This window comes from Pseudomonas sp. AC136, assembly GCF_979258585.1.
The window spans coordinates 2,449,702-2,474,332 of record NZ_OZ409865.1; the positions used below are offsets into that span (position 1 = coordinate 2,449,702).

Sequence of the window (24,631 nt, forward strand, 5' to 3'; positions counted from 1 at the left end):
AAGGCGGCGGTCCGACGATTCGGAATCCAGGGTCGTTCAGGAATCGCTGCTCGGCGCGAGATTCTGGATTCCCGCCTGCGCGGGAATGACGGAGGTGTTATTAAAGTCCACCGTCACTCCCGCGATGACGGCGGCTTTTTCCACAACACCGTCATTCCCGCGAAGGCGGGAATCCAGGCTCGTTCAGGTATCGCCGCTCGACGGAAAACCCTGGATCCCGAATCGCCCAGTTATCACCGATCCGCAGGCAAATCACTCGCCCGAGGAACCTCAGGCGCCACCGCTTTCCCCTTATCCCCCTTCCCTTTCCCCATCCGCGCCGACGCACTCTCCACCAGCAAATAAAACATCGGAATCATAAACGTCGCCAACAGCGTCGCCGCCAACATGCCGCCAATCACCCCGGTGCCGATGGAGTGGCGACTCGCCGACCCCGCCCCCGTGCTGATGGCCAACGGTACACAGCCGAGAATAAACGCCAGCGAGGTCATGACGATGGGCCGGAAGCGCAGTTTCGCGGCTTCCAGCGCCGAGTCGTAAATGCTCATGCCTTGGCTGCGGCACAGCACGGCGAATTCGACGATGAGGATGGCGTTTTTCGCCGCCAACCCAATCAGCGTCACCAGGCCGACCTGGAAGTACACGTCGTTCTGAATGCCGCGCAGCCATACCGCCAGAATGGCGCCGAACACCGCGAACGGCACCGCCGTGACCACGGCCAGCGGCAAGGTCCAGCGTTCGTATTGGGCGGCAAGAATCAGGAACACCATCACCAGCCCGAATAGAAACGCGGTGCTGCCAGAGCCCTGGGAAGCCAGTTCCTGATACGCCTGGCCGATCCAGCCGATGGTGTAGTCGCTGCCCAACGTCGCATCGGCCACTTCCTGCATCGCTTGCAGCGCTTGCCCCGAGCTGTAGCCAGGCGCCGGCCCGCCGAGAACTTTCGCGGCCGGGTACACGTTGAACCGCGCATAACTGTCGGGCCCGAGAATGCGCCGTACGCTGACCAATGAGGACAGCGGAATCAGCTCGGACGTGGCGGTGGAGCGCACGTACACCTGGCTCAGGTCTTCGGGCTTGCGCCGGAACTCCGCCTCTGCCTGCAAGCTCACCTGCCAGGTGCGGCCGTAGAGGTTGAAGTCGTTGACGTAGTAGCTGCCGAAGGTGGTTTGCATGGCGGTGAATACATCATTGATCGCCACGCCCAAGGCCCGCGCTTTGATGCGGTCAAGGTCGATGTAGTACTGCGGCACGTCGGCGTTGAAGGTGGTGTTCACGCCCGCCAGCTCGGGCCGCTTGGCGGCTTCGGCCATGAATTTATGTACAGTCTCAGCCAGTTTTTCACTGCTGCCGCCACTGCGGTCCTGGATGTACGCCTCGAAGCCGCCGGTGGTGCTCATGCCGGTGATGGGCGGCGGGTTGAAGGTCATGACCATGGCGTCTTTTTGCGAGGCGCCCATGCCCATGAACGCGCCGGGCAAGTTGCGCGCGTCCAGCTCCTCGGTGGTGCGCTCGCTCCAGTCTTTCAGCGGCACGAACGACACCCCGGCGTTGCTGCGCGTGCCGAAGGTGAGCACGTCGAAACCGGCGAAGGTCACCACGTCTTGCACGGCCGGGTGCTTCATCAGTTGCTGGGTCACGTCGCCGGTCACTTTCTCGGTGCGCGTCAGCGAGGCGGCGGCCGGCAGGAAGTAGGCGTTGATGACGTAGCCCTGGTCCTCATCCGGCACCAGCGACCCCGGCACGCGGCCGAACAACACCACCATCAAGGCGATCATGCCGCCGAACAGCAGCAAGCCGATTATCGAGCGTTTGAGAAAGAACACCACGCCCCGGCTGTACCCGTTCGTGGCGCGTTCAAAAAAGCTGTTGAACCAGCGGAACGGCGCGGCTGGCTCGTGGTGCCCGGGCTTGAGTAACAAAGCGCACAGCGCCGGCGACAGCGTCAGCGCCACCAGCCCGGACACCGCCACCGACACGGCAATGGTGATGGCGAACTGCGAATACATCTGCCCCGCCAGCCCGCCAAGAAAGCCCACCGGAATAAACACCGCGCACAGCACCAGCACGATGGCGATGATCGGCCCGGTCACTTCTTCCATGGCTTTGATCGCCGCCTCGCGCGGCGGCAGTTTCTCGGTGCGCATCACCCGCTCGACGTTTTCCAGCACCACAATCGCATCGTCCACCACGATGCCGATGGCCAGCACCAGGCCGAACAGGGTCAGCAAATTGATGGAGAACCCGAGCATGTACATGCCGGCAAACGTGCCGATCAGCGACACCGGAATTGCCAGCACCGGAATCAGCGTGGCGCGCCAGTTCTGCAGGAAAATAAACACCACCAGCACCACCAACACCAACGCCTCGAAGAAGGTGTGAATCACCTCTTCAATGGAAACGGTCACGAACTTGGTGGTGTCGTAGGGGATTTTGTAGGTAATGCCCGAAGGGAAGCGCTTGGCTAGGCGCTCCATGGTCTGATTCACCAGCTTGGCGGTGTCCAGGGCGTTGGCGCCGGGTTGCAGGTAAATACCAAAGGCGGCGTTTTGCTGACCGTTGAGGGTGGTTACCAGCGAATAGTCCTGCGCGCCCAGCTCCACTCTCGCCACATCTTTAAGGAGCAAGCTGGCGCCGGTGGCGTCGGTGCGCAGAATGATGTTCTCGAACTCTTTCGGGTCGGCAAAACGGCCCTGAGTCGTGACGGTGTAGGTGAAGTCTTGCTCCTGAGTAAGCGGTTGTTTGCCAAAGCTGCCGGCGGCGAATTGCGAGTTCTGCTCCTGAATGGCATTCACCACGTCGGTGGGCGTGAGGTTGTATTGCGCCAGCTTGTCCGGGCGCAGCCAGATGCGCATGGAGTAATCCTTGGAGCCAAACTGACTGGCATCACCCACGCCTTTCAGGCGTTTGAGTTCATCGATCACGTTGATCAGCGCGTAGTTACTGATAAAGATCGGATCGCGCGAACCGTCCGGCGAATACAGGGTGATGACTTGCAGGATGTCGGAGGATTTCTTCTCCACCTTCACCCCTTGGCGACGCACTTCTTCCGGCAGCTTCGCCAGCGCCGCCTGCACCTTGTTGTTGACGTTGATGGTCGCCTGGTCCGGGTCGGTGCCGACCTGGAAGTACACGTTCAGGCTCATCGCCCCGCTGCTGTCAGAGTTCGAGAGCTGGTAAATCATGTTCTCGACGCCGTTGATCTCCTGCTCCAGCGGCGCCGCCACGGTTTCGGCGATCACCTGCGAACTGGCGCCGGGGTAACTGGCGGTGACGGCCACCTGCGGCGGCAGAATTTCCGGGTACTGGGAAATGGGCAGCGAGCGCATGGCCGCCAGCCCGGCGAGCACGATAACCACGGAAATGACCGTGGCGAAAATCGGCCGATCAATAAAGAAGCGAGAGATCACGGCGACGCTCCTTTAGGATTTTTTCGCAGGTTGTTCGGCTTGTGCCTTCGCTTCACTGGCTTTGACCGGCGACTCCGGACGCACCTTGAGAATCCCTTCCACAATCACCTTGTCGCCCACGCCAACGCCCGACTCGATCACCCACCGGCCCTCCGACGTCGGCCCGGTGGCAACCTGGCGAGCATGGGCGATGCCCTGGTCATCGACCACGTACACAAACGTGCCCTTCGGTCCTTGCAACAAGGCACGCTCCGGCACCGTAACGGCGTTCGGGCGCGTGAGGCCCTTGATCACCACGCGCATAAATTGACCGGGCAGCAATTTCTGGTCGGGGTTGGGCACCACCGCGCGGGCACTGACGGTGCCGGTGCCGCTGCTGACGAAGCTGTCGGTGAAGTCGACGCGGCCCTCAATGGGGTAACTGCTGCCGTCGCCGAACTTCAACTGGGCGAATAATTTGCCGTCGGCCGGCATGGCCAATTTGCCGCTCTGCACGCCCTCGCGCAGGCGCTCGGCCTCGGTGTCGGGGTAGGCGAAGTTGACGTACAGCGGGTCGAGTTGAGTGAGTTGAGTCAGCAGGCTGGCATTGGCATCGGAGGCCACCACCAGGCTGCCTTCGGACACCGTTTGCTTGCTGGTGATGCCGGAAATGGGCGCGACCACCGTGGTGTAGTCGAGATCGATTTGCCGCGACTCCACTTCGGCCTTCGACGCCTCGACGTTGGCCTTGCTCTGCTCGAAATTGGACACCGCGTTGTCCAGCTCGCTTTCGCTGGCGAAGCCCTTCTTCTGCAGCTCGCGAATGCGCTTGAGATCACGCTCGGTCTGGCGATAGCGCGCCTGTGCTTGCGCCAGTGCGCCTTGGGCGCGCATCAGCGCGGCCTGATACGGCCGAGGGTCGATGCGAAACAGCACCTGACCGGCTTTCACCTTGCTGCCTTCGTCGTAGGTGCGTTGCTGCAAAATGCCGCTCACCTGCGCGCGCACCTGCACCTCGCGATAACCAGCGGTGCGGCCGGAATACTCCAGCACCAGCGGAAAGGTTTCGGCTTTGGCCACTTCCACGGTCACTTCCGGCGGTGGCGGGGCGGCCGCTGCTGGCGCGTCGGCGGCCAGACTGTTCGCACTGAACAGGCTCAGCGTAATCAAAACAACAGAAGACAAGGCGTACGGCATAGCGGTCTCCATGACCAGGCGCATCAGAAAGTTGGCTATCCAGAGCCGGCCGATACATACGAGTGTGTTTGTAAAACCTGACAGGCATTACACTCACCCCCTACGCCCCGCTCTAACTGAACAAGAGCCTAGACAGAAATAGCCCAACCGCCATGCGCCGAACCAAAGAAGAAGCAGAGAAAACCCGCAGCGCCATTTTGTTGGCCGCCGAGATGTTGTTTCTGCAAAAAGGCGTGGGCCACACCACCCTGGATCAAATCGCCAAAACCGCCGAAGTAACGCGCGGCGCGGTGTACTGGCACTTCCAAAACAAAGCCCATTTGTTCCACGAAATGCTCGACCAGGTTCGCCTGCCGCCGGAGCAAATGGCCGAGCTGTTATCCGCCGACAATGGCCGCGAACCGCTGCAAAGCCTGCGTGACATCTGCGTGGACGCGCTCATCGACCTAGCCCACGACGAGCAGCGGCGGCGGATCATGACCATCCTGCTGTTTCGCTGCGAGTTCACCGACGAGCTGCGCGAAGCCGAAGACCGGCACAACGCCTTTGTTCGGCAATTTATCGACGTGTGCGAAACCGTATTCCAGCGCGCCGCGGACAAAGGCCATCTGCACCCCGCCATGACCCCACGCATGGCCGCGCTAACCTTGCACGGGCTGGTGATCGGCCTGTTCAGCGACTACCTGCGCGACCCCGACCTGTACCGCCCCGACGAGCAAGCGGCGGCGATGATCGACACCCTGTTCCGCGGCCTCGCCCGTCAATGGCCGCTAAGCAACTAAGCTAGAAAAATCTGCCGGCAGGAGTGCTGACCATGCGCGTTTTTTTCATCCTTTCGATGCTGCTGCTTTCGACGCTGGCGCACGCGGAGTTCGCCGATGCGCCGACGCCGCAATCCGACGGTTACGGCGTGCTGATCATCTCCCGCGAACGCCTGGAAGTCGGCAGCCCGTGCGACATCGGCCTGTACCTGCAAGACCAATTGGCCGCGCGCTTGTGGCAAGGCCAATCGGTGGCCTTCAACCTGCCGCCGGGCGCCATTTCTGTGAGGCTTGGCCTGCTCGGGCCAGGCGTTTGTTCACCGGGCATCAGTCAGGCCACCAGCATTTTGGTCGACCTGGTACCGGGCGAGATTCGCCGGTATCGGATTGCGCTGAATACCACGGGGTTGTATTTGCTGCAGGCGCCGGCGTTGAATCAGTGAGGTTTTTGGCCTTTGGTTCAGACGTTTCCAGGAATCGAGGCTAAAGCCTCTCCCACAGAAACTGGATCCCTGTAGGAGAGGCTTTAGCCTCGAGGTTTTGATCTAAAGCTTTTGATCTTGATCTGGCTTGTGACCTACCCCGCACCGTTTATCGCAGGCCGAGTGGAGTCGTTGCGTAGGGGGTTGAGCGGCCGGGAGCCGCGAGAGGCGTGTCGGGCCATGGATGGCCCGTCTCGCCGTGCCCCCGGAGCAAGGACGGAGCGAGGGAACCTGGAGCGCAGCGTAAGGCCAAGGTAGGGGCTAGACCTTTTGGTTACTTTTGGGTGGTCCGGCAATCCGGCAATGCCAAAAGAAGCTCGCGCGTAAGGCGCGAAAACAAAAACGTTCAGCGCACGCGCAAATGAATACCTCCGCTGATCTACCGTGTACGGCTTGAAATACTGGATTCCCGCCTGCGCGGGAATGACGGGGATTTTGATAACGAACGCAGTAGAGAAGCTCGCGCGTAAGGCGCGAAAACAAAAACGTCCAGCGCACGCGCAAATGAATACCTCCGCTGATCTACCGTGTACGGCTTGAAATACTGGATTCCCGCCTGCGCGGGAATGACGGGGATTTTGATAACGAGCTCGGTAGAGAAGCTCGCGATCCAGCTCTGGATTCAAATCCCCTCCAACACCTCCCCCAACACCCGAATCCCCGGCCTGATGCGCTGCGCATCAATCGCATGAAACCCCAACCGCATAAAATTCGCCGGCACATGCTGACCAAAGAAAAACTGCGCCCCCGCTTCAATCAACACACTGCGCTGCGCCGCCGCCCACGCCAATTTTTGCGTATCCACCCCCGCTGGCGCCGCTAGCCAAAAAGCGCTGGCGCCCGGGCTGCCCACCGGTTCGCAGCTGGGCAATTCTTCGCGCAACGCTTCGCTCAAAGCTTCCCGCCGCCGTGCATGTTCTTCACGGAAGCGGCGCAAGTGCGCGTCGTAATGCCCTTGGGCGAGAAACTCCGCAAGCATTCGCTGGTTGTTCAGTGGCGGGTGCCGGTACATCAGCCGACGCAACGCGCGAAGCTCGTCGATCAACTCGGCATCAGCCACCAGATAACCCATGCGCAAGCCCGGCGAAAAGGCTTTCGACAGGCTGCTCAGGTAGATCACCCGGCCCTGGCTGTCGCTGGCTTTAAGCGCCGGCTGTGGGTGGTTGTCGAGGTTCAGTTCGGCGTCGTAGTCGTCTTCGATCAGCACCTGGTCGTGCTCGCGAATGTGCGCCAACAACTGCGTGCGGCGCTCGGCGCTCATGGCGATGCCGGTCGGTACTTGATGGCCCGGCGTTACGTACAGGTATTCGCAGTCGTTCAGGCGCGAGTCGACCACCAGCCCTTCGCGGTCGATGTCTTGCAGCTGCACGTGCGCGCCTTGCAGGTCGAAGATGCTCAGGGCGTCGCGAAAGCCTGGGTTTTCCACGGCCACTTTTACGCCTTTGCCCATCAGCAAAGTGGCAAGCAAATACAGCGCATTCTGCGAGCCGAGGGTGACCAGAATTTCATCGGCACGCGCCCAGATGCCGCGTTTGGGCAGCACGCGGGTGCGCAGTTGTTCGATGAGCATTTCATCGTCACGGTCAAAGCGGTCGCGCAGCCAGCCTTGGTCGCGCTCGCTGCGCAACGTGTTGCGTGACACTTCGCGCCAGCGCTCCAGCGGAAACAGGTCGCGAATCGGTTGGCCGTAAATAAACGGGTAGGTAAAGCCGGCCCAGTTGCTGGGGCGCAGCACGCCGTGCTTCAGGCTGGGCTGCATCTTGAAACGCGCGGCCCAATTCGGTGCACGCTCGCTGCCGCCACTGTCGGCGTGGTCGGGTTGGCGCTGCGGGGTCATGCGCAGCACGCTGTCGTCGAAGTCGGCGCCGCAGTAGTCGGGGTGAAGGTAATAACCGCTGCGCGGGCGGCTGATGAGGTAGCCGTTGTCGAGCAGGCTTTCGTACACCAGCGCCACGGTGTTGCGCGAAACCGAGAGCTGTTGCGACAGCTTGCGGCACGAGGGCAACGGTTCATCGGCGGGGAAACCGCCGCCCAGAATGGTCGACACCAGCGACTCGCGCAGTTGCTCTTGCAGGCCCCGCTGGTGGTCGAAAGACAGATGAAACAAATGATCGATCATGGTCGTTCCACTCGCTTGCCGACCGAGGAACTTTGCAATTAGCGCGCCACGATTTTCGCGCTGCGCACTGGCCAGTCGAATGGCCAAAACTGCCCCTATCCCCTCGCTTCCAGCGCTCTCTATGGTGAATACCAGCCAACCCGAAGGCCCGTTTAAAAGTGGCCAGGCTCACCCTTCAAGACAACTGGAGCAGCACTTATGAAGCACACGAACAACGGTTCGCTGGCCCTCAAATCGCTTGGCCTGTTGCGCAAGCTGACCCTCGCCACGCTCGTGCTGAGCGCCCCGTTCGCCCATGCCGACCTGGACGAGGTGAAAAGCAAAGGCGTGCTCACGGTTGCGACCGAAGACGACTACGCGCCGTTCAATTTTATCGTCGACGGCAAGCCCGACGGTTTCCACAAGGAGCTGCTCGAAGACTTGGTGGCCTACGCCAAGGAACAGAAGATCGAAGTGAAGCAGGACATCCTGCCGTGGACGGGTCTGCTCGCCTCGGTGTCGTCAGGCCAGTACGACGTGGCCTTCACCGGCGCCCTGGTCACCGACGAGCGCCTGCGCGTGTTCAACTTCACCCCGCCGTTCGCCAGCGCCCAGCACTATTACGTGAAGCGCGCCGACGACAAGAGCCTCAGCGACATTGCCAGCCTGTGCGGCAAAACCGTCGGCGTACAAGCCGGCAGCGCCCTGCTGGCGCGTTTGCCTGAGCTGAAGGCGATGATGAAAGAGAAAGGCTGCGAGATGGGCAAAGTGGTGGAGTACCAATCCTACCCAGAGGTGTACGCCGACCTCGCCAACGGCCGCCTGGACTACGCCGTCAACGCACTGATTTCGGTGAACGATTTGATCAAGACCCGTGGCGACACCTTCGCCAAAGGCATCCCGGTTTCCGGCCCTGGTTTTGCCGCCTGGCCAATGCCGAAGAACAGCCCGGAGCTGCTGAAATTCCTCACTGGGTTTATGGACAAGGTGCGCGGCAATGGACGTTTGGCGGCGTTGCAGACCAAGTGGTTTGGCGAGGCGTTCCCGGATATGCCGAAAGAGCCGATTACCAATGTGGAGCAGTTTCATAAATTGGCGGGGATGTAAGGACACGGATATCCAACCCTTAGACCCGTCATTCCCGCGAAGGCGGCGGGGATAACGGCGGGTTGGTGGGGATCGGGGATGTATGAACGCAGGTATCAAACCCCGTACATCCGTCATCCTCGCGAACGCGGCGGTCCGACGATTCGGGATCCAGAGTGGAGCGTCGTGCACCGTTCTCCTGACAGATTCTGGATCCCCGCTTTCGCGAGGATGACGGTGGGTTGGTTGGAATCGGGATGTATGAACCCAGCTATCAAATCCCATACACCCGTCATCCTCGCGAACGCGGGGATCCAGAGTGGTCCGTCGTGCACCGTTCTGACAGACTCTGGATCCCGCCTGCGCGGGAATGACGGTGGGTTGGTGGGGATCTACGTATGAGCGTCTGCGACATCCCATCCACCCACCTGGCCCCCGCTTTGCTTCTCTTTCCCCAAGCCTTAAAAACCACCCCCGGTCTGGCTCGCATTAACCCTCGTTGTAAATAAGGAGCCGAGGCATGAACGCTCAAGCCTGGTTGTTGCTGTTGGAAGGCGCCTGGACCACGTTGTGGCTCTGCGGTATCGCCATTTCCATTGGCGTTGTGTTGGGCCTTGGCGTGGCGCTGTTGCGCATGGCCAAAATTCCGTTTGTGGAGCAATTGCTGGTGCTTTACATCAGCCTGGCCCGCGCCACGCCGCTGGTGACCTTTGTGTTGTTCCTGTTTCTGTCGGCGCCGATGTTTGGCATCAACATGAACCGCAACACGGCGGCCATCGTCGCCATGACGCTGAACACCGCCGCCTTCAATGCGGAAATATGGCGCGCGGCGTTTATGAGCTTTTCTCGCGACCAACGCGAAGCCGCACTGGCCTGCGGCATGACCGGCGGGGTGTTTTTCCGTCGCATCATGCTGCCGCAGATGATTACCAGCAGCTTGCCCGGGCTGGTCAATGAGATGTCCTTTCTGATCAAGGGCAGCCCGGCGATTGCGGTGATCGGCATTGTCGATCTCACCCGCGTGACCAACCGTATTTCGGCCGTCACCTACGAACCGCTGCCGCCCATTCTGTGCGCCGCTTTGCTGTACATGCTGATCATCAGCGTGCTGCTCAAGCTGCAAGCGATGGCGGAAAAGAAAGCCAACCGACTGGCTATGTAAGGGAGGCTCGCTATGACCGAATGGACGATTTTGTGGGAAGCGCGCGAGACCTTCGTCAACGGCCTGATCGGCACGCTGGTGCTGTTCGTGTTGGCGACGCTGTGCGCATTTGTGCTGGGCTGCCTGGCGGTGTATCGCCTGGAGGAAGGCGACCGTATCTCCTGGGTGATTCGCGCGCTGATGAACCTGATGCGCACCCTGCCGTTTCTGATTCTGGCCTATTTGCTCTACTACGGTTTGCCGCAATTGGGCGTGCGCCTGGACGCCTGGACCGCCGGGTTTATCGCGCTGGTGATTTACCACGCGGCCTACTTTGGCGAAATTCTGCGTGGCAGCCGGTTGGTGATGCCAGCCGGTTACGTGGAGGCGGCCAAGGCCCATGGTTTTACGCCGGGGCGACTGTTCTGGCGCATCATCCTGCCGCAGCTGGTGATCAAGACCCGGCCGTTGCTGGGCAACCAACTGATCATCGCGCTGAAAGACACCGCGTTCCTGACCATCATCACCGTGCAGGAATTGACGGCCGCCGCCAACTCGGCGCAGTCCACCTACTTCATTCCAACCCAGGCGTTTGTGCTGGTGATCATCCTGTATTGGTTGATCAGCATCGGCCTGGAATTGGCACTCAAATGGGCTGGCCGCTTCGGCGCCAAACGAGGTTTTGATTATGTCTAACGCCCCGGCGGCACCTGCCGTCAGCATCAAGCGCATGTCCAAGAGCTTTGGCGATATCGAGGTGTTGCGCGATATCGATCTGGAAGTGAACAAGGGTGAAGTGGTGAGCGTGCTGGGCTCCAGCGGCTCGGGTAAATCCACCATGCTGCGCTGCATCAACTGGCTGGAAGTACCTGATCGCGGCAGCATTCATATCGCTGGGCAACGCATCGGGGTGAATGAAGAAGCCGGCCGCAAAATGACCAGCAAAGAGCTGGCCACGCTGCGCGCCAAGACCGGCATGGTGTTCCAGGGCTTCAATTTATGGCCGCACCTGAGCGTGATCCAGAACGTGATGGAAGCGCCCATTTATGTGAAGGGCATGCCCAAGGACCAAGCCCACGCCATTGCCGAACAGTTGTTGGAAAAGGTCGGCATGAGCGAGCGCAAAGACGCCTACCCGTTTACCCTGTCCGGCGGTCAGAAGCAGCGCGTGGCCATTGCTCGCGCGCTGGCGATGAGCCCGGAGGTAATATTGTTCGACGAGCCCACCTCCGCCCTGGACCCCGAGCGGGTCGGCGAGGTGTTGCAGGTGATGAAAAACCTGTCGAGTGAGGGTTACACCATGATCGTGGTCACCCACGAAATGGAATTCGCCCGCGCTGTGTCGGACCAAGTGGTGTTTCTGGAAAAAGGCCTGATCATCGAAAAATCGGCCCCGGCAAAATTCTTCAGCAACCCCGAGACCGAGCGGGTGCGCAAATTTCTCGAGCTGTCGCACTGACCGCTCCATCAAGTCTCCGTGAAGGCGAGGTAAACATGAGCAAGGTGGTATTTATCACAGGCGCAACATCGGGTTTTGGTCGGGCCACCGCACGGCGTTTCGCCGAAGCGGGCTGGTCGCTGGTACTGAGCGGTCGCCGCGAAGAACGCCTGATCGAGTTGCAAAAAGAACTGGCCGCCAAGGTGCCGGTGCATATCGCGGTACTCGACGTACGTGACGCCGCCGCCGTGCAGAAAATGGTCGACGACCTGCCCGAAGGTTTCCGCACCATCCGCAGCTTGATCAACAACGCCGGCCTGGCACTGGCGCCGGAGCCGGCGCAAAAGGTGGCCCTGGAAGACTGGCACACCATGATCGACACCAACATCACCGGCCTGGTCAACGTCACCCACGCGGTGCTGCCAAAGCTGCTGGAAACCGGCAAAGGCGCGAGCATCGTCAACATCGGTTCGGTGGCCGGCGAGTGGCCGTATCCGGGCGGCCATGTGTATGGCGCGAGCAAGGCGTTCGTTAAACAGTTCAGCTACAACCTGCGCTGCGACCTGATCGCCACCGGCGTACGCGTCACCGACATCGCCCCCGGCATGGCCGAAACCGAATTCACCCTGGTGCGCACCAAAGGCAACCAGGCGGCGTCAGATGCCATGTACGGCACCACTACGCCGCTGAGCGCTGAAGATATCGCCGAGCAGATTTATTACGTGGCGAGTTTGCCGGATCACATCAACATCAACCGGCTGGAAATTATGCCGAGCCGGCAGGCGTGGTCGGCGTTTGCGGTGGATCGGGATAAGTAAGGCTGCGTTGGCGGGGATTTAACTGCGGTCATTTCTTGAGCGGTGGGGTTGTTGCGACATGCAACGTTCCCGCCGAGATTCTGGATTCCCGCGTGCGCGAGGATGACGGTGGGAGTTAGAGATGCAGGCCATCCTGACACAGCGCGTCACCAAAACCTCCGTCATCCTCGCGCACGCGGGGATCCAGAGTTTTGGATCAGCGCGCGATCCAAAATCCCAGTCCCCCGGATTACCTGCCACCCCTTGACCTTCCCCTCCGGTCAAGGTTGATTCTATGGGCGAACTCACTGGAGACCGCCCAATGTCCAGCCCCCAAGCGTTCGACTTACCCATCCAAGGCATGACCTGCGCCGGTTGCGCCGGCCGTGTCGAGCGCGCGTTGCAAGCCGTGCCCGGCGTCGCCCAGGCCAGCGTCAACCTGGCCACCGAACACGCGCGCATCACCGCCAGCCCCGACGCCCTCCCGCGTTTGCTCGAGGCGGTGCAGGCCGCTGGCTATCAGGTGGCCAGCCAGCGTATCGACCTCGCGCTTACCGGCATGACGTGCGCCGGCTGTGCCGGGCGCATCGAACGCGCCTTGGCGCAAATGCCGGGCGTGAGCGCCGTTAGCGTCAACCTGGCCACCGAGCGCGCAAGCGTGGAGGTGGTGGGCGCCGTTGAACCGTCGGCGCTTATTGCCGCCGTTGCCCACGCCGGCTATGGCGCCAGCACCCTCGGCGATAGCGCGCCGCAAACCGATCCGGCCGATGCCCTGCACCGCGAACGCTGGACGGTAATCATTGCCCTGGCGCTCTGCGTGCCGCTGCTGGCGCCCATGCTGTTGGAGTGGTTCGGTTTGCACTGGATGCTGCCGGCCTGGGCGCAGTTCGCCTTGGCCGCGCCAGTGCAGTTCATCTTTGGCGCGCGTTTTTATGTGGCAGCGTTCAAGGCCGTGCGCGCCGGCGCCGGCAATATGGATTTGCTCGTAGCGCTCGGCACCAGCGCCGCCTTTGGCCTGAGTGTTTATCAGTGGTGGGCCGCGCCCGCCGGCACGCTGCCGCATTTGTATTTCGAAGCGGCGGCCGTGGTCATCAGCTTGGTGCTGCTGGGCAAATACCTGGAAAGCCGCGCCAAGCGCCAGACCGCCAGCGCCATCCGCGCCTTGGAAGCGCTGCGCCCGGACAGCGCTGTGCGAGTGCGTGATGGCGTCGAAGAAACTGTCTCCATCACCGCGCTAAAGGTGGGCGATCTGATTGTGGTGAAACCCGGCGAGCGCTTCGCCGTGGATGGCGAGGTGGTAGACGGCCAAAGCCATGCCGACGAAGCGCTAATCACTGGCGAAAGCCTGCCGCAAGCCAAGCAGCCTGGCGATCGTGTGACCAGCGGCGCCATTAACGGCGAAGGCCGCTTGCTGGTACGCACGCAAGCGCTGGGCGGCGAAACGGTGCTGGCCCGCATCATTCGGCTGGTGGAAGACGCTCAGGCCGAAAAAGCGCCGATTCAGCATCTGGTTGATCGCGTCAGCCAGGTGTTTGTGCCGGTGGTGCTGGTCGCTGCCCTGCTCACTCTGGCCGCCTGGCTGTTGGCGGGCAGCGGTGTGGAAACCGCGCTGCTTAACGCCGTGGCAGTTTTGGTCATCGCCTGCCCATGCGCCCTGGGTCTGGCCACGCCGACGGCAATCATGGCCGGCACCGGCGTGGCGGCCAAACACGGCATTTTGATTAAGGATGCCCACGCCTTAGAAATCGCCCACCAGGTCAGCGTGGTCGCTTTCGACAAAACCGGCACGCTCACGTCGGGCTCCCCGCGCGTGGTGCATATGCAGGCCAGCGCTGCTGAAACCGAGTTGCTCAGCTTGGCCGGCGCGCTGCAACGCGGCAGCGAACATCCTTTGGCCAAAGCGGTATTGGCAATGTGCAAAGAGCGCGACGTGCAAATACTCCCAGCCAACGCCAGCCGAGCCTTGGCCGGGCGCGGCATCGCCGGCACAGTTGAAGGTCGCCAACTGGCGCTCGGTAATCGCCGCTTGCTGGAAGAAAGCCAAATGCCCGGCGAGCAGTTCGACGCCCAGGCCCGCGCCTGGGAAGCCGAAGGCCGCACCGTGTCGTGGCTACTGGAACTGCAACCGAACCCGCAGGTGCTCGGCGTGCTGGCGTTTGGCGACAGCCTGAAGCCCGGCGCCGCGGCGGCCATCGCCGCCCTGCAGGAACGGCAAATCGCCTGCCACCTCATCAGCGGCGACAACGCGGGCAGCGCCCAGGCGGTGGCATCGGCGCTGGGCATCGACTCGGTACACGCGCAGGTATTGCCCGGAGAAAAATCGGCGCTGATCAATGGCCTTAAACAGCAGGCCACGGTGGCGATGGTCGGCGACGGCATCAACGACGCACCGGCACTGGCGGCGGCGGACGTAGGCATCGCCATGGGCGGCGGCACCGATGTGGCCATGCATGCGGCCGGCATTACGCTGATGCGCGGGGATCCACGTCTGGTGGCCGCCGCGTTGGATATCAGCCGGCGCACCTATGCCAAGATTCGGCAGAATTTGTTCTGGGCGTTTATCTATAACGTGGTCGGCATTGCGCTGGCCGCCTTCGGCCTGCTCAACCCGATGCTGGCCGGCGCCGCCATGGCGCTGTCGAGCGTCAGCGTGGTGAGCAACGCGTTGCTGCTCAAACGTTGGAAACCCGATTTCACTGCCTTACAGGAGACCGCGCCATGAACATTGGCCAAGCGGCAAAACGCTCAGGCCTGAGCGCCAAGATGATTCGCTACTACGAAGCCATCGGTCTGCTGCAACCGGCGCACCGCAGCGAAGCCGGTTATCGCCATTACCAACCGCAAGACCTGCACACACTGGCGTTTATCAAACGCTCGCGCGACCTGGGGTTTTCGCTGGAAGAAGTCGGCAAGCTGCTGACCTTGTGGCAAGACCGGCAACGCGCCAGCGCTGATGTGAAAGCCCTGGCACGGGATCATATCGACGAGTTGAACCGCAAAATCGAAGAACTCACCAGCCTGCGCGACACCCTGCAGGAGCTGGCGCAAAGCTGCCACGGCGACGACCGCCCGGATTGTCCGATATTGAAAGACTTGGAGCGGGGGTGTTGTGCTTGAAAAGCATCGCGGCTAAAGCCGCTCCCACAGGTTTTGCGCTATCTGTGGGAGCGGCTTTAGCCGCGATGGGTTTTACGCCTGCGATTGCAGGTAGTTTTCCAGACCAATGCGGTCGATCAGGCCGAGTTGCTGTTCCAGCCAGTAGGCGTGGTCTTCCTCGGTGTCTTGCAGTTGCAGAATCAGAATGTCGCGGCTGATGTAGTCCTTATGGCTTTCGCACAAGGCCACGCCTTTGCTCAGGGCGGCGCGCACTTCGTATTCCAGCTTGAGGTCGGCGCGCAGCATGTCGGGCACGGTGCGGCCGGGGAACATGGGCTTGGGCGTCATGTCCGGGGTGCTTTCCAGGAACAGAATGCGTTGCAGCAGGGCATCGGCGTGCTGGGTTTCTTCTTCCATTTCGTGGTTGATGCGATCAAAGAGCTTGTTGAAGCCCCAGTCCTGGTACATGCGCGAATGCAGGAAATACTGATCGCGGGCGGACAACTCGCCGCGCAGCAGATCCTTGAGGTATTCGACGACTTCGCTATTGCCCTGCATTGCTGTTTCCCCGCACTAAAAAACCAGAACCGAAAGCTTCGGCCGACAACACCGAGCGGTCAAGCCCGGCGTTTGGGCAATACCGTCACGGCCAGGCCGACAAACACCAGCGCGCACGCCAGCCAGCTCAGCGTACTGAGCTGTTCATTCAGCAGCAGCCAACCGGCCAACAGCCCGGAAACCGGCACCGCCAGGGCAAACGGCGTGACCACGCTGGCCGGGTAACGGCGCAGCAAAAAGCTCCAGATGGCAAAGCCGACAGTGGTGGCGAGAAAGGCGATAAACAGCAGCGCGCCGATGCCACGCCATGTCAGGTGGGTTAGCGCATGGCTGATGGCGTCCGGCCCTTCGAATATGTAGGAAAGCGCCAGCAGCGGCAGCGGAGGAATAAGGCTGATCCAGCAGATCAGGCGCAGCATGTCGGTGGCACCCGAGCGCTTGGTGGCGATGTTGGCGCAGGCCCACATCAGCGCCGCGAACACCACAAGGGCGAAGGCCAGCAAGCTGTCGCCCATCGGCCGCTGCCAGCCGATCAACACCAGCCCGCTGGCGGCCAACGCCAGGCCCGCCAAGGCACGGTGGCTGGGGCGTTCGCCGAGCATGACGGCGGCGATCAGAATGGTGAAAAACACCTGGCTTTGCAGCACCAGCGACGACAGCCCGGCCGGCATGCCCAGGTGCATGCCGACAAACAACACACCGAACTTGAACACGCCGAGCAGCAAGCCGATCTGCACGATCCGCCACAACGGCGCCGGCATCGGCCCACGCAGGAACAGCAAGGGCAACGCCGCCAGGGCAAACCGCAGCGCGCAGAACAACAGCGGCGGGAAGTCTTCCAGGCCGACCTTGATCACCACAAAATTCACACCCCAGATCAGGGTGACCAGCAAGGCAAGCAAGGCGTGGCGTAACGGCATGGCGAGGCTCCAGAAAAACTGGGGCGTACGCTAGCAGGTGGGCGGGGGAATGTATGGATACAGCTGGAAACGAAAATTGGTAGGTTGGGTCGCTCCGCTACGGTGATCGCAAGCGAAGCCCAACCTACCCATTCCCAATCGACGAGCTTTTTATTGCAACCAAGGCGGCGGTGGCGGCTCGTCGCTTTTGGCCGGCCCTTCGGCATCGGCCCGCGCCGCTTGCTTGCGTTGCTCGTCGATGCGCGCGGCCTCGATTTCACGCATCACGGCGCCCACGTCCGCGCTCTCTTCTTCTTCGGCAAACTCACCGGTCAACACGCTGCCTGGGTGCAAGGTGCCGGCTTCGTACAGCGCCCACATTTCCTTGGCGTAACGGGTTTCTTTGAGCTCCGGTGCGTAACGACCGAAGTAAGCGGCCATGTTGCCGACGTCACGCTCCAGCATGCTGAAGGCGTGATTGTTGCCAGCGGCGTCGACGGCTTGCGGCAGGTCGATGATGACCGGGCCGTTGGCGTCGAGCAGTACGTTGAATTCCGAGAGGTCGCCATGCACCAGACCGGCACACAGCATCAGCACGATCTGGCGAATCAGAAAGGCGTGATATTCGCGCGCTTCGTCGGGCTCCATCACCACGTCGTTCAAACGCGGCGCGGCATCGCCGTCGGCGCCGGCAATCATTTCCATCAGCAGCACGCCGTCGAGGAAGTCGAACGGTTTAGGTACCCGCACGCCGGCGCTGGCGAGACGGAACAGCGCAGCCACCTCGGCGTTCTGCCAGTTTTCTTCCTGTTCCTTGCGCCCGTGTTTGGAGCCCTTGGCCATGGCGCGGGCGTCACGGCTGTTGCGCACCTTGCGGCCTTCCTGATACTCGGCTGCCTGGCGGAAGCTGCGTTTGTTGGCTTCCTTGTAGACCTTGGCACAACGTAACTCTTTACCGCAGCGCACCACATACACCGCTGCTTCCTTACCGCTCATAAGCGGGCGCAGCACCTCATCGACCAAGCCATCTTCAATCAGGGGTTCAATGCGTTTAGGAGTCTTCATCAGCTTTTATCAAGGGTCCTTATGTGCCAGAAGTCGAAGGGCATGCCTGGGCGCGAGCGCCGGCTGGGGTCCATCCTCTCACAGCCGCTGGAAGATGCCGACCCCGCACACCTATCCCTTCTGCAAATTCTGTCTCAACGCTTCCAAGGCATAGCGCACCTTGGCCGGTTGCGCATCGCGCCGGGGCGTGACCAGGTAGATCGGCATGGGCGCCGGCTGCCAGGCGGGCAACACCCGCTGTAAGCGGCCACTGGCCAACTCGCCGCGCACTTCGGGTTCCGGCTGCACCGACAAGCCCATGCCCGCCAAGGTGAACTCGCGCGCCGCGATCAGGTTGTTGCAGCTCACCCGACTGACCAGCTTCAGCCGCCGCTCCTCACCGCCCGCGCTCACCAGCACAAGCTGCTGCGGCAGATGCTGGGTGCTCAGGCTCAGCCAGTCGTGGTCGGCCAATTGCTCCGGCGTTTCGATGGCCGCGTGCTGCGCCAGATACGCCGGTGCGGCGCAGAGCACGGCGGGCCAGTCGGCGACGTGGCGGGCGACCAGGCTGGAGTTCTCGAGCCGGCCGATGCGCACCGCGATGTCGATGCGCTGCTCGATCAAATCGACCTGCTCGTCATCGAAAAACACGTTCAGGCGCAGTTGCCGATGGGCCGCCAGCAACGGCGCCAGCGCGCGGCTCAAGCGTCCGCCGGCAAAGCCTACCGGCGCGGTGATGCGTAGCTCGCCGACCGGGGCATCGCGCAGTTCGAGCAAACGTTGCTCGGCTTCCTGGGCCAGGGCCAGCACTTGCGCGCAGCTGCGGTAGAACGCAGCGCCGGCCTCGGTGAGGGTCAGCTTGCGGGTGGTGCGGTGCAGCAGGCTGACCTGGGTGCTCGCTTCCAGCCTGCTGATTTGCTGGCTGACGGCGGATGAGGTCATGCCCAACTCCGCCGCCGCCGCGACCATCGAGCCCTTGTCGACCACCGTGGCGAACACGGCCATGCGTTTTAGCTGTTCCATTCTTAAGCGCTGCTTAATTGTTCAAGCCGTTTTAGCCTATTTCTCCCGCGTTTATCCATCGCTGATGATGGCCGCCAGTTCATCACTCACTTGGAGACACCCATGAAAATCGCCTTGATCGGTGCCAGCGGCTTTGTTGGCGCGGCCGTTTTGCAAGAAGCCCTGAACCGTGGCCACGACGTTAGCGGCATCGTTCAACATCCGGAAAAACTGCCTGCGCACGCCAAGCTCAAGGCCGTGAAGGCCGACGCCTACAAGGCCGACGCCCTGGCCGCCGCCCTTAAAGGCCACGACGCTGTGGTGAGCGCCTTCAATCCGGGTTGGGACAAAGCCGACATCCTGCCGCTGTTCCTCAAAGGCAGCGCGGCCATCGTGGCGGCGACCAAACAGGCCGGCGTGGATCGTCTGCTGGTGGTGGGCGGTGCGGGCAGTTTGTATGTGGCGCCGGGGCTGCAACTGATCGACACGCCAGACTTCCCAGCGGCCTACAAAAATGGCGCCGAGGGCGCACGCCAGCACCTGAACCAACTGCGCGAAGAACAGCAGTTGGCTTGGACCTTCCTGTCCCCGCCTGCGCTGTTGAAGCCGGGCATCCGTACCGATAAATACCGGGTTGGCGGTGAACAGCTGCTAATGGACGGCGAAGCACCGGCCAGCATCAGCGTGGAAGATTTGGCAGTGGCGATTATCGATGAGCTGGAAAACGCCAAGCATGTGCGGGCGCGGTTTACCGTGGCGAATTGATCGATACGCCGCTCTATCTGTAGGAGCCAGCTTGCTGGCGAACCCTGAAAACTTCGATTGCCGAGGTTTGCAGGGTTCGCCAGCGAGCTGGCTCCTACAAAAGCATTAAGACGTTTTTTAGGCAGGCTCTTGCGGCAGCGTCAGCTCAATCGTCTCGCCGAACGATTCATCCAACCGCTGCAAATCGGTGTTGATCGCTTCGGTGTCGTCGGCCAGCCCCAGCGCCAGGCTGCAGAATTCGTCGGCGGCGCCGAGGAAGGCCAGCACGATCATCGGGTCGAACTCAGTACCGCTGGCGGCGCTGATTTGGTCCACCGCTTCGGCATGGCTGCTGGTTTGGCGGTACGGGTGGTGGGCGGTGAGTTCTTCGTAGCGGCCGACCACGGCCATCAACCGCGCTGGCAGTGGAATCTGTTCGCCGCGCAGGCCTTGTGGATAACCGCTGCCGTCCCAGTGCTCGTACTGGCTGTGCACGATGTGCTTGGCGTCGCTCAGAAAGGTTTCGGTGCTGCCGAGTTTGTCTTCCGCCGCTTGCAGGGCGTGATAACCCGCCACCGCGTGACGGTGCAGCACCTCGACGTCGGCCGGCGTCAGCGGCACCAGGCTGTGCAGGATGCGGTCGGGCAAGGTCAGCCGGCCAATGCCGTGCAGCAGGGCCGATTTGCCCAGGCGAGCAATGCGCGCCGGGCTCAACTCATCCGCAAGCGCCGGTTGTTGGCGGGCCAAGGCGCTGGCCAGTTCCACCATGTACGGTTCAATGCGGGCGAAGTGCCCGCCGCCTGGGTTCTCGCGCATCCGCGCCAGGCCGGCCATGGCTTCGATGGTGACGTCTTGCAGCTTCTCGATATCGCGCGTGCGACGGCGCACTTCCAGTTCGAGGTATTCGCTTTTGTCGCGCAGAAAGTCGGCGCTGGCTTTGAGCTGTAGTTGCGCTTTAACGCGCGCGAGCACCAGCGGCGGGCTGATGGGTTTGGTGATGTAGTCCACGGCGCCCAGGTTGAAGCCGTGCTGCTCGTCGGCCAACTCGGTTTTGGCAGTGAGAAAAATGACCGGAATATCCCGCGTTTGCGGATCGGCCTTGAGGCGTCTGCACACTTCGTAGCCGTCTATGAGCGGCATCATGATGTCGAGCAGAATCAGGTCTGGCGGCGGGCTGCTGATGGCGATGCGCAGCGCTTTGAGCCCGGAACTGGCGACTTTGACGCGATAGGTGGGCAACAGCAGCTCACTCATCAACTCCAGATTTTCCGGGGTGTCATCCACCAGCAGCACCAGCGGCTGCTCCGGTCGGTCGAGTATTCCGTCCATGCCATCTCCTGTCGTTCAAGGCTGAGCGTCAGAGGCTCAGACCACGCTGTTCACCGGTTTGCCGCAATAACGTCAGGGCCTGTTCAAAATCGTAGCAGCGAACCGCCTCGGCGAGCGGCGGATAGTCGCCATCGAACGCGCTGCGTAACAGGCCGGCCTGAGACTCGAAGACCTTGCCGGCACGCGGGTCGTCGTGGGCGAATAAGCCCGCGAGTTCCTGACACACCGCGTTCAGCACGGTGGGATCAACCACGACGGCGCCCTCGTCCATCGCGGCCGGCCACTGCGCGGCGATGGCCTGGAGCAACGCGGTGAGGCTATCGCTGACGTCGTTGATCAACGGCTCCAGCTCGTCGCTGGCGTAGGCGTCTTTCAGGGCGTTCTCCAGCAAGGCGGCCTGGGTGTGCAAATCGACGGCGCCGAGGTTGCCGGCCAGGCCCTTGAGGCTATGGGCCAGGCGTTCGGCAGCTTCCCCCTCGCCTTGGTTCAACGCCAATCGCAGCTGCGCAGTGAAATCTTTTTGGCTGCTGGCAAATTTCAGCAGCAGCCGCTGGTACAACTCCGGTTTGCCCAGCACCCGGCGCAAGCCGCTGGCCAAGTCCACGCCCGGCAGTTGCCAGGTTGGCGGTGCTGATGGGCGCGTACGTTCAGCGCCCGGCGCGGCGACCCGCAGCCAGTGCGCCAGGGTGCGCCAGAGCTGGTCGGGGTCCAGCGGTTTGCCGAGGTGGTCGTCCATGCCCGCCTCCAAGCAACGCTCGCGGTCGGCGGGCATGGCGTTGGCGGTCATGGCAATAATCGGCAACTGGGCGAATTGCGCTTCGGCGCGCACACGGCGGGTGGCGGAGAGGCCGTCGAGCACGGGCATTTGCATGTCCATCAGCACCGCGTCGAAATAGCCTTCGCCTTTGCTCAGCAATATCTCCACGGCCTGCGCGCCGTTCTCGGCCTGTTCGATCTGCAAGCCGCTCTCTTCCAGAAGGCCGCAGGCCACTTCGCGGTTCAGCTCGTTGTCTTCCACCAGCAGCACCCGTTTGCCGGCCAGGTTGGGCAAGGCGCCGCCGCTGGGAGACGGCGCCACGCCCGCCGGACTAGAAGCGTGATGACTGGCCAAGGTGCTGACCACCGCGTCGAGCAGCACAGACGGGTTGAGCGGTTTCAGCAGCACGTCATCGACACCCACGGACCGGGCCTCTTGCAGCACCTCTTCACGGCCGTGGGCAGTCACCATTAATAGACGCGGCTGGGCCTGCAAACCGATCTGCTGCAATTGACGGGCGGTTTCGATGCCGTCCATGTCGGGCATCTGCCAGTCGAGCAGCACCAGGTCGAAAGGCCGACGCTGGTCCGCCAGTTGTACCTGGCGCAGGGCGGCGCTGCCCGAAACGGCGGTTTCCACCCGAAAGCGCATGCCCACCAACATGTCGTGCAGCACGCGGCGGGCGCTGTCGTTGTCGTCCACCACCAACACGCGGCGCCCGCGCAAGCTGGGCTGCGCCTGCAACACTTGCTGCTTCTGCGCAGAAATGCCCAACGGCAGCCGGCACCAGAACAGGCTGCCGCGCCCGGCCTGGCTTTGCACGCCCACGCGCCCGCCCATGGCCTCGGCCAGCCGTTTGCAAATCGCCAGGCCCAACCCGGTGCCGCCGTATTTGCGCGTGGTGGAGCTGTCGGCCTGCTGGAACGATTCGAACAATCGCTCGAGCTGTTCGTGGGTGATGCCAATGCCGGTATCGCGCACCGCGAAATACACCTGCACCTGATCGGCGTCCTGTTGCTCGGCGCGAATAAGCAGCTCGATCTCCCCGCGCTCGGTGAATTTCACTGCGTTGTTGGCATAGTTGATCAATATCTGACCAATGCGCAGCGGATCGCCCACCAATTGCAGCGGCAGCTTGGGGTCGAGGTTGAACACCAGCTCCAGGTGCTTGCCCGCGACTTTCTCGCCAATCAGGTTGGCGACGTTTTCCAGCACCTGCTGCAGGTTGAAGTCGATGTGCTCGATGCCCAGCTTGCCGGCTTCGATTTTCGAGAAATCGAGGATGTCGTTGATCACCCCGAGCAGGTGCCCGCTGGCTTGCTGAATCTTGTCAATGTAACTGCGTTGGCGTGGCGCCAGTTCGGTTTTCTGCACCAGGTGCGCCATGCCAATAATGGCGTTCATGGGCGTGCGAATTTCGTGGCTCATGTTGGCGAGAAAGTCCGACTTCAAGCGCGCCGCTTCTTCGGCCAACTCCTTGGCATCGGCCATGGCCGCTTCGGCTTGTTTGCGTGCGGTGATGTCGCGGCTTACACCAACCAGGCCCAGGGGCACGCCCCGGTCGTCGCGAAAAATGGTGCGCAAGGTATCGAACACCACCCAGTGGCCATCGGGGTAACGCACCCGCCCTTCGCTTTCATAGGTGCCGTCGCGGGTCAGCGCCGTGTAGTCGTGCTCCTCGCGTTTGGACGCCCATTCGACGTTGAGCAATTCATGGTCGCGCTTGCCCAGCACTTGCTCGCTGCTTTGCCCGAACAGATCGGCGCAGGCCTGGTTGATGCCCAGATAGCGGCCCTGAATGTCTTTGAACCAGATCGGATCGGGAATGGCATTGATGATCGCCAGCAAGGTACTGCGCTGGCGCACCACCTCCGCCTCGGCCAGTTGGCGCTGGCGAATCTGCGTGCGCAGGTGGCGGTTCCACAGCACCACAACCACGAGCGCCACCAATACGCCGAGCAGGTAAGGCCAACCCACCGCAAACAGCCCCTGCCAGCTGAAGGCAGTCAGAGGCGGCAGCCAGCGATCGAGAATCTGGTCGTGCTCCTCGCGCTCCAGACTGTCGAGGGCTTTGTCCAACACGCTGACCAACTGCGGCCAGTCCCGGCGCACGGCAAAGTGCAACTCGCTGCGCAGCAGGCCCGACTCACCGCGCAGCTCAAGGTTGGCCAGGCTGAGTTTGCGGATCAGGTAACTGGCCACAATCATGTTGCCGACATAGGCATCGGCGCCGCCGGACGACACGGTTCGCAGCGCCTCCTCAGCGCTGCCCACTTCAATAACCTGCGCCAGCGGCACGGCCGCGCGCAGCAGGCTTTCGGTGACGTAGCCCCGTTCTATGGCGACGCGCTTGCCGGCGAGGTCTTGTGTATTACGAATGGGGGATTCGTGACGGGTGAATATCAGGCTGTTGCTGGTCAGGTAGGAGTCGGTGAAGGCCATGCGGCCCTCACGCTCAGGCGTTTGCGCCACCGAGGGCAGCATGTCGACCTGGCCAGAACCCAGCGCCGCGAGGGTGGCGTTCCAATCGTCGAACTGCACCGTTTCGAAACGAATGCCCAGACGCTGGCCGAGCAAGGCCAGGTAATCGCCGGAAATGCCCGTGTGCTGGCCTTGTGCGCCCATGACATCGAACGGCTCCCAGCCACCGCGCTGCAAGCCAACGCGTACCACCGGATGCGCCTGCACCCACGCGCGCTCCTCGCTGTTGAGCTGCAACGGCGCGGCCCACGCCTGAACACCGCACAGCGCGACCAGCAGGCCGACCAGCCATGCCTTGCAACCACCCATACTGCCTCCATTGCGTGATCTTG

The 24,631-nt window shown here is 62.1% G+C and carries 19 protein-coding genes; 10 read left to right on the forward strand and 9 right to left on the reverse strand.

The genetic code is table 11. The features are described 5' to 3' along the window. Positions 1-233 precede the first annotated feature (233 nt). Both ACZZZU_RS11140 and ACZZZU_RS11145 read right to left on the reverse strand, forming a co-directional pair. Positions 234-3,410, reverse strand: a complete 3,177-nt coding sequence (locus ACZZZU_RS11140; protein WP_122493209.1) for an efflux RND transporter permease subunit — start codon at positions 3,408-3,410, stop codon at positions 234-236. A gap of 12 nt (positions 3,411-3,422) precedes the next feature. Continuing rightward, a complete protein-coding gene (locus ACZZZU_RS11145) occupies positions 3,423-4,586 on the reverse strand; it encodes an efflux RND transporter periplasmic adaptor subunit (protein ID WP_122493210.1) in 1,164 nt (387 codons plus the stop codon). A 152-nt stretch (positions 4,587-4,738) separates the two neighbouring features. Here ACZZZU_RS11145 and ACZZZU_RS11150 point away from each other — a divergent pair, with 152 nt between their 5' ends. Beyond that, positions 4,739-5,368 carry a TetR family transcriptional regulator gene (locus tag ACZZZU_RS11150; RefSeq protein WP_463550617.1) on the forward strand — a complete coding sequence of 210 codons (630 nt, stop codon included), beginning with the start codon at positions 4,739-4,741 and terminating at the stop codon, positions 5,366-5,368. Positions 5,369-5,400: 32 nt separating this feature from the next. Beyond that, positions 5,401-5,790 (forward strand): hypothetical protein, encoded by a 390-nt coding sequence (locus ACZZZU_RS11155; RefSeq protein WP_463550618.1) that lies wholly within the window; start codon positions 5,401-5,403, stop codon positions 5,788-5,790. A 661-nt stretch (positions 5,791-6,451) separates the two neighbouring features. Here ACZZZU_RS11155 and pdxR read toward each other — a convergent pair. Further along, positions 6,452-7,948: a MocR-like pyridoxine biosynthesis transcription factor PdxR gene (gene pdxR / locus ACZZZU_RS11160; RefSeq protein ID WP_463550619.1), complete on the reverse strand. Its 1,497-nt coding sequence runs from the start codon at positions 7,946-7,948 to the stop codon at positions 6,452-6,454. A gap of 198 nt (positions 7,949-8,146) precedes the next feature. Between pdxR and ACZZZU_RS11165 the strand changes: the two genes are divergently transcribed. The 7 genes from ACZZZU_RS11165 to cueR all read left to right on the forward strand — a co-directional run bounded on the left by ACZZZU_RS11165 (position 8,147) and on the right by cueR (position 15,506). Further along, complete coding sequence (locus tag ACZZZU_RS11165; RefSeq protein ID WP_463550620.1) at positions 8,147-9,034, forward strand: transporter substrate-binding domain-containing protein; 888 nt, start codon at positions 8,147-8,149, stop codon at positions 9,032-9,034. A gap of 499 nt (positions 9,035-9,533) precedes the next feature. Next, a complete protein-coding gene (locus ACZZZU_RS11170; protein ID WP_122493215.1) occupies positions 9,534-10,175 on the forward strand; it encodes an amino acid ABC transporter permease in 642 nt (213 codons plus the stop codon). Positions 10,176-10,187: 12 nt separating this feature from the next. Further along, positions 10,188-10,850: an amino acid ABC transporter permease gene (locus ACZZZU_RS11175; RefSeq protein ID WP_463383880.1), complete on the forward strand. Its 663-nt coding sequence runs from the start codon at positions 10,188-10,190 to the stop codon at positions 10,848-10,850. Further along, the gene (locus tag ACZZZU_RS11180) at positions 10,843-11,613 is read left to right on the forward strand and encodes an amino acid ABC transporter ATP-binding protein (protein WP_463383881.1); all 771 of its coding nucleotides are present in this window, start codon (positions 10,843-10,845) and stop codon (positions 11,611-11,613) included. Before ACZZZU_RS11175 ends, ACZZZU_RS11180 begins: the two co-directional genes overlap by 8 nt. A 35-nt stretch (positions 11,614-11,648) precedes the next feature. Then, a complete protein-coding gene (locus tag ACZZZU_RS11185) occupies positions 11,649-12,410 on the forward strand; it encodes an SDR family NAD(P)-dependent oxidoreductase (protein WP_122493218.1) in 762 nt (253 codons plus the stop codon). Positions 12,411-12,711: 301 nt separating this feature from the next. After that, positions 12,712-15,111 carry a heavy metal translocating P-type ATPase gene (locus ACZZZU_RS11190; protein WP_463550621.1) on the forward strand — a complete coding sequence of 800 codons (2,400 nt, stop codon included), beginning with the start codon at positions 12,712-12,714 and terminating at the stop codon, positions 15,109-15,111. Then, positions 15,108-15,506, forward strand: a complete 399-nt coding sequence (gene cueR / locus ACZZZU_RS11195) for a Cu(I)-responsive transcriptional regulator (protein WP_122450727.1) — start codon at positions 15,108-15,110, stop codon at positions 15,504-15,506. The genes ACZZZU_RS11190 and cueR overlap by 4 nt, the downstream gene beginning before the upstream one ends. A gap of 72 nt (positions 15,507-15,578) precedes the next feature. On the opposite strand, the gene bfr is transcribed toward cueR, so the two are convergent. The 4 genes from bfr to ACZZZU_RS11215 form a co-directional block, all read right to left on the reverse strand. Further along, on the reverse strand, positions 15,579-16,043 hold the full coding sequence (gene bfr, locus ACZZZU_RS11200; RefSeq protein ID WP_122493220.1) for a bacterioferritin: 465 nt from the start codon (positions 16,041-16,043) through the stop codon (positions 15,579-15,581). Positions 16,044-16,102: 59 nt separating this feature from the next. Next, a complete protein-coding gene (locus ACZZZU_RS11205; RefSeq protein ID WP_463383883.1) occupies positions 16,103-16,963 on the reverse strand; it encodes an EamA family transporter in 861 nt (286 codons plus the stop codon). 150 nt (positions 16,964-17,113) lie between these two features. Continuing rightward, positions 17,114-18,007, reverse strand: coding sequence for a PA4780 family RIO1-like protein kinase (locus ACZZZU_RS11210; RefSeq protein ID WP_122493222.1), 894 nt, complete (start codon positions 18,005-18,007; stop codon positions 17,114-17,116). Positions 18,008-18,118: 111 nt separating this feature from the next. Further along, the gene (locus tag ACZZZU_RS11215; protein ID WP_463550622.1) at positions 18,119-19,009 is read right to left on the reverse strand and encodes a LysR family transcriptional regulator; all 891 of its coding nucleotides are present in this window, start codon (positions 19,007-19,009) and stop codon (positions 18,119-18,121) included. 102 nt (positions 19,010-19,111) lie between these two features. Here ACZZZU_RS11215 and ACZZZU_RS11220 point away from each other — a divergent pair, with 102 nt between their 5' ends. Continuing rightward, complete coding sequence (locus tag ACZZZU_RS11220) at positions 19,112-19,753, forward strand: NAD(P)-dependent oxidoreductase (protein WP_463550623.1); 642 nt, start codon at positions 19,112-19,114, stop codon at positions 19,751-19,753. A gap of 117 nt (positions 19,754-19,870) precedes the next feature. Here the strand turns inward: ACZZZU_RS11220 and ACZZZU_RS11225 are convergent, their stop codons facing one another. Further along, complete coding sequence (locus ACZZZU_RS11225; protein WP_463550624.1) at positions 19,871-21,061, reverse strand: response regulator; 1,191 nt, start codon at positions 21,059-21,061, stop codon at positions 19,871-19,873. Positions 21,062-21,089: 28 nt separating this feature from the next. Then, complete coding sequence (locus tag ACZZZU_RS11230) at positions 21,090-24,608, reverse strand: response regulator (RefSeq protein ID WP_463550625.1); 3,519 nt, start codon at positions 24,606-24,608, stop codon at positions 21,090-21,092. Between the last annotated feature and the right edge of the window lie 23 nt (positions 24,609-24,631).

Bases quoted from the DNA above. Each gene is read 5' to 3' on its own strand.
- ACZZZU_RS11185 (WP_122493218.1), top strand. From the start codon at position 11,649: ATGAGCAAGGTGGTATTTATCACAGGCGCAACATCGGGTTTTGGTCGG.
- ACZZZU_RS11145 (WP_122493210.1), bottom strand. From the start codon at position 4,586: ATGCCGTACGCCTTGTCTTCTGTTGTTTTGATTACGCTGAGCCTGTTC.
- pdxR (WP_463550619.1), bottom strand. From the start codon at position 7,948: ATGATCGATCATTTGTTTCATCTGTCTTTCGACCACCAGCGGGGCCTG.
- ACZZZU_RS11215 (WP_463550622.1), bottom strand. From the start codon at position 19,009: ATGGAACAGCTAAAACGCATGGCCGTGTTCGCCACGGTGGTCGACAAG.
- ACZZZU_RS11205 (WP_463383883.1), bottom strand. From the start codon at position 16,963: ATGCCGTTACGCCACGCCTTGCTTGCCTTGCTGGTCACCCTGATCTGG.
- ACZZZU_RS11170 (WP_122493215.1), top strand. From the start codon at position 9,534: ATGAACGCTCAAGCCTGGTTGTTGCTGTTGGAAGGCGCCTGGACCACG.
- bfr (WP_122493220.1), bottom strand. From the start codon at position 16,043: ATGCAGGGCAATAGCGAAGTCGTCGAATACCTCAAGGATCTGCTGCGC.
- ACZZZU_RS11220 (WP_463550623.1), top strand. From the start codon at position 19,112: ATGAAAATCGCCTTGATCGGTGCCAGCGGCTTTGTTGGCGCGGCCGTT.
- ACZZZU_RS11210 (WP_122493222.1), bottom strand. From the start codon at position 18,007: ATGAAGACTCCTAAACGCATTGAACCCCTGATTGAAGATGGCTTGGTC.
- ACZZZU_RS11150 (WP_463550617.1), top strand. From the start codon at position 4,739: ATGCGCCGAACCAAAGAAGAAGCAGAGAAAACCCGCAGCGCCATTTTG.
- ACZZZU_RS11190 (WP_463550621.1), top strand. From the start codon at position 12,712: ATGTCCAGCCCCCAAGCGTTCGACTTACCCATCCAAGGCATGACCTGC.
- ACZZZU_RS11155 (WP_463550618.1), top strand. From the start codon at position 5,401: ATGCGCGTTTTTTTCATCCTTTCGATGCTGCTGCTTTCGACGCTGGCG.
- ACZZZU_RS11165 (WP_463550620.1), top strand. From the start codon at position 8,147: ATGAAGCACACGAACAACGGTTCGCTGGCCCTCAAATCGCTTGGCCTG.
- ACZZZU_RS11225 (WP_463550624.1), bottom strand. From the start codon at position 21,061: ATGGACGGAATACTCGACCGACCGGAGCAGCCGCTGGTGCTGCTGGTG.
- ACZZZU_RS11175 (WP_463383880.1), top strand. From the start codon at position 10,188: ATGACCGAATGGACGATTTTGTGGGAAGCGCGCGAGACCTTCGTCAAC.
- ACZZZU_RS11230 (WP_463550625.1), bottom strand. From the start codon at position 24,608: ATGGGTGGTTGCAAGGCATGGCTGGTCGGCCTGCTGGTCGCGCTGTGC.
- cueR (WP_122450727.1), top strand. From the start codon at position 15,108: ATGAACATTGGCCAAGCGGCAAAACGCTCAGGCCTGAGCGCCAAGATG.
- ACZZZU_RS11180 (WP_463383881.1), top strand. From the start codon at position 10,843: ATGTCTAACGCCCCGGCGGCACCTGCCGTCAGCATCAAGCGCATGTCC.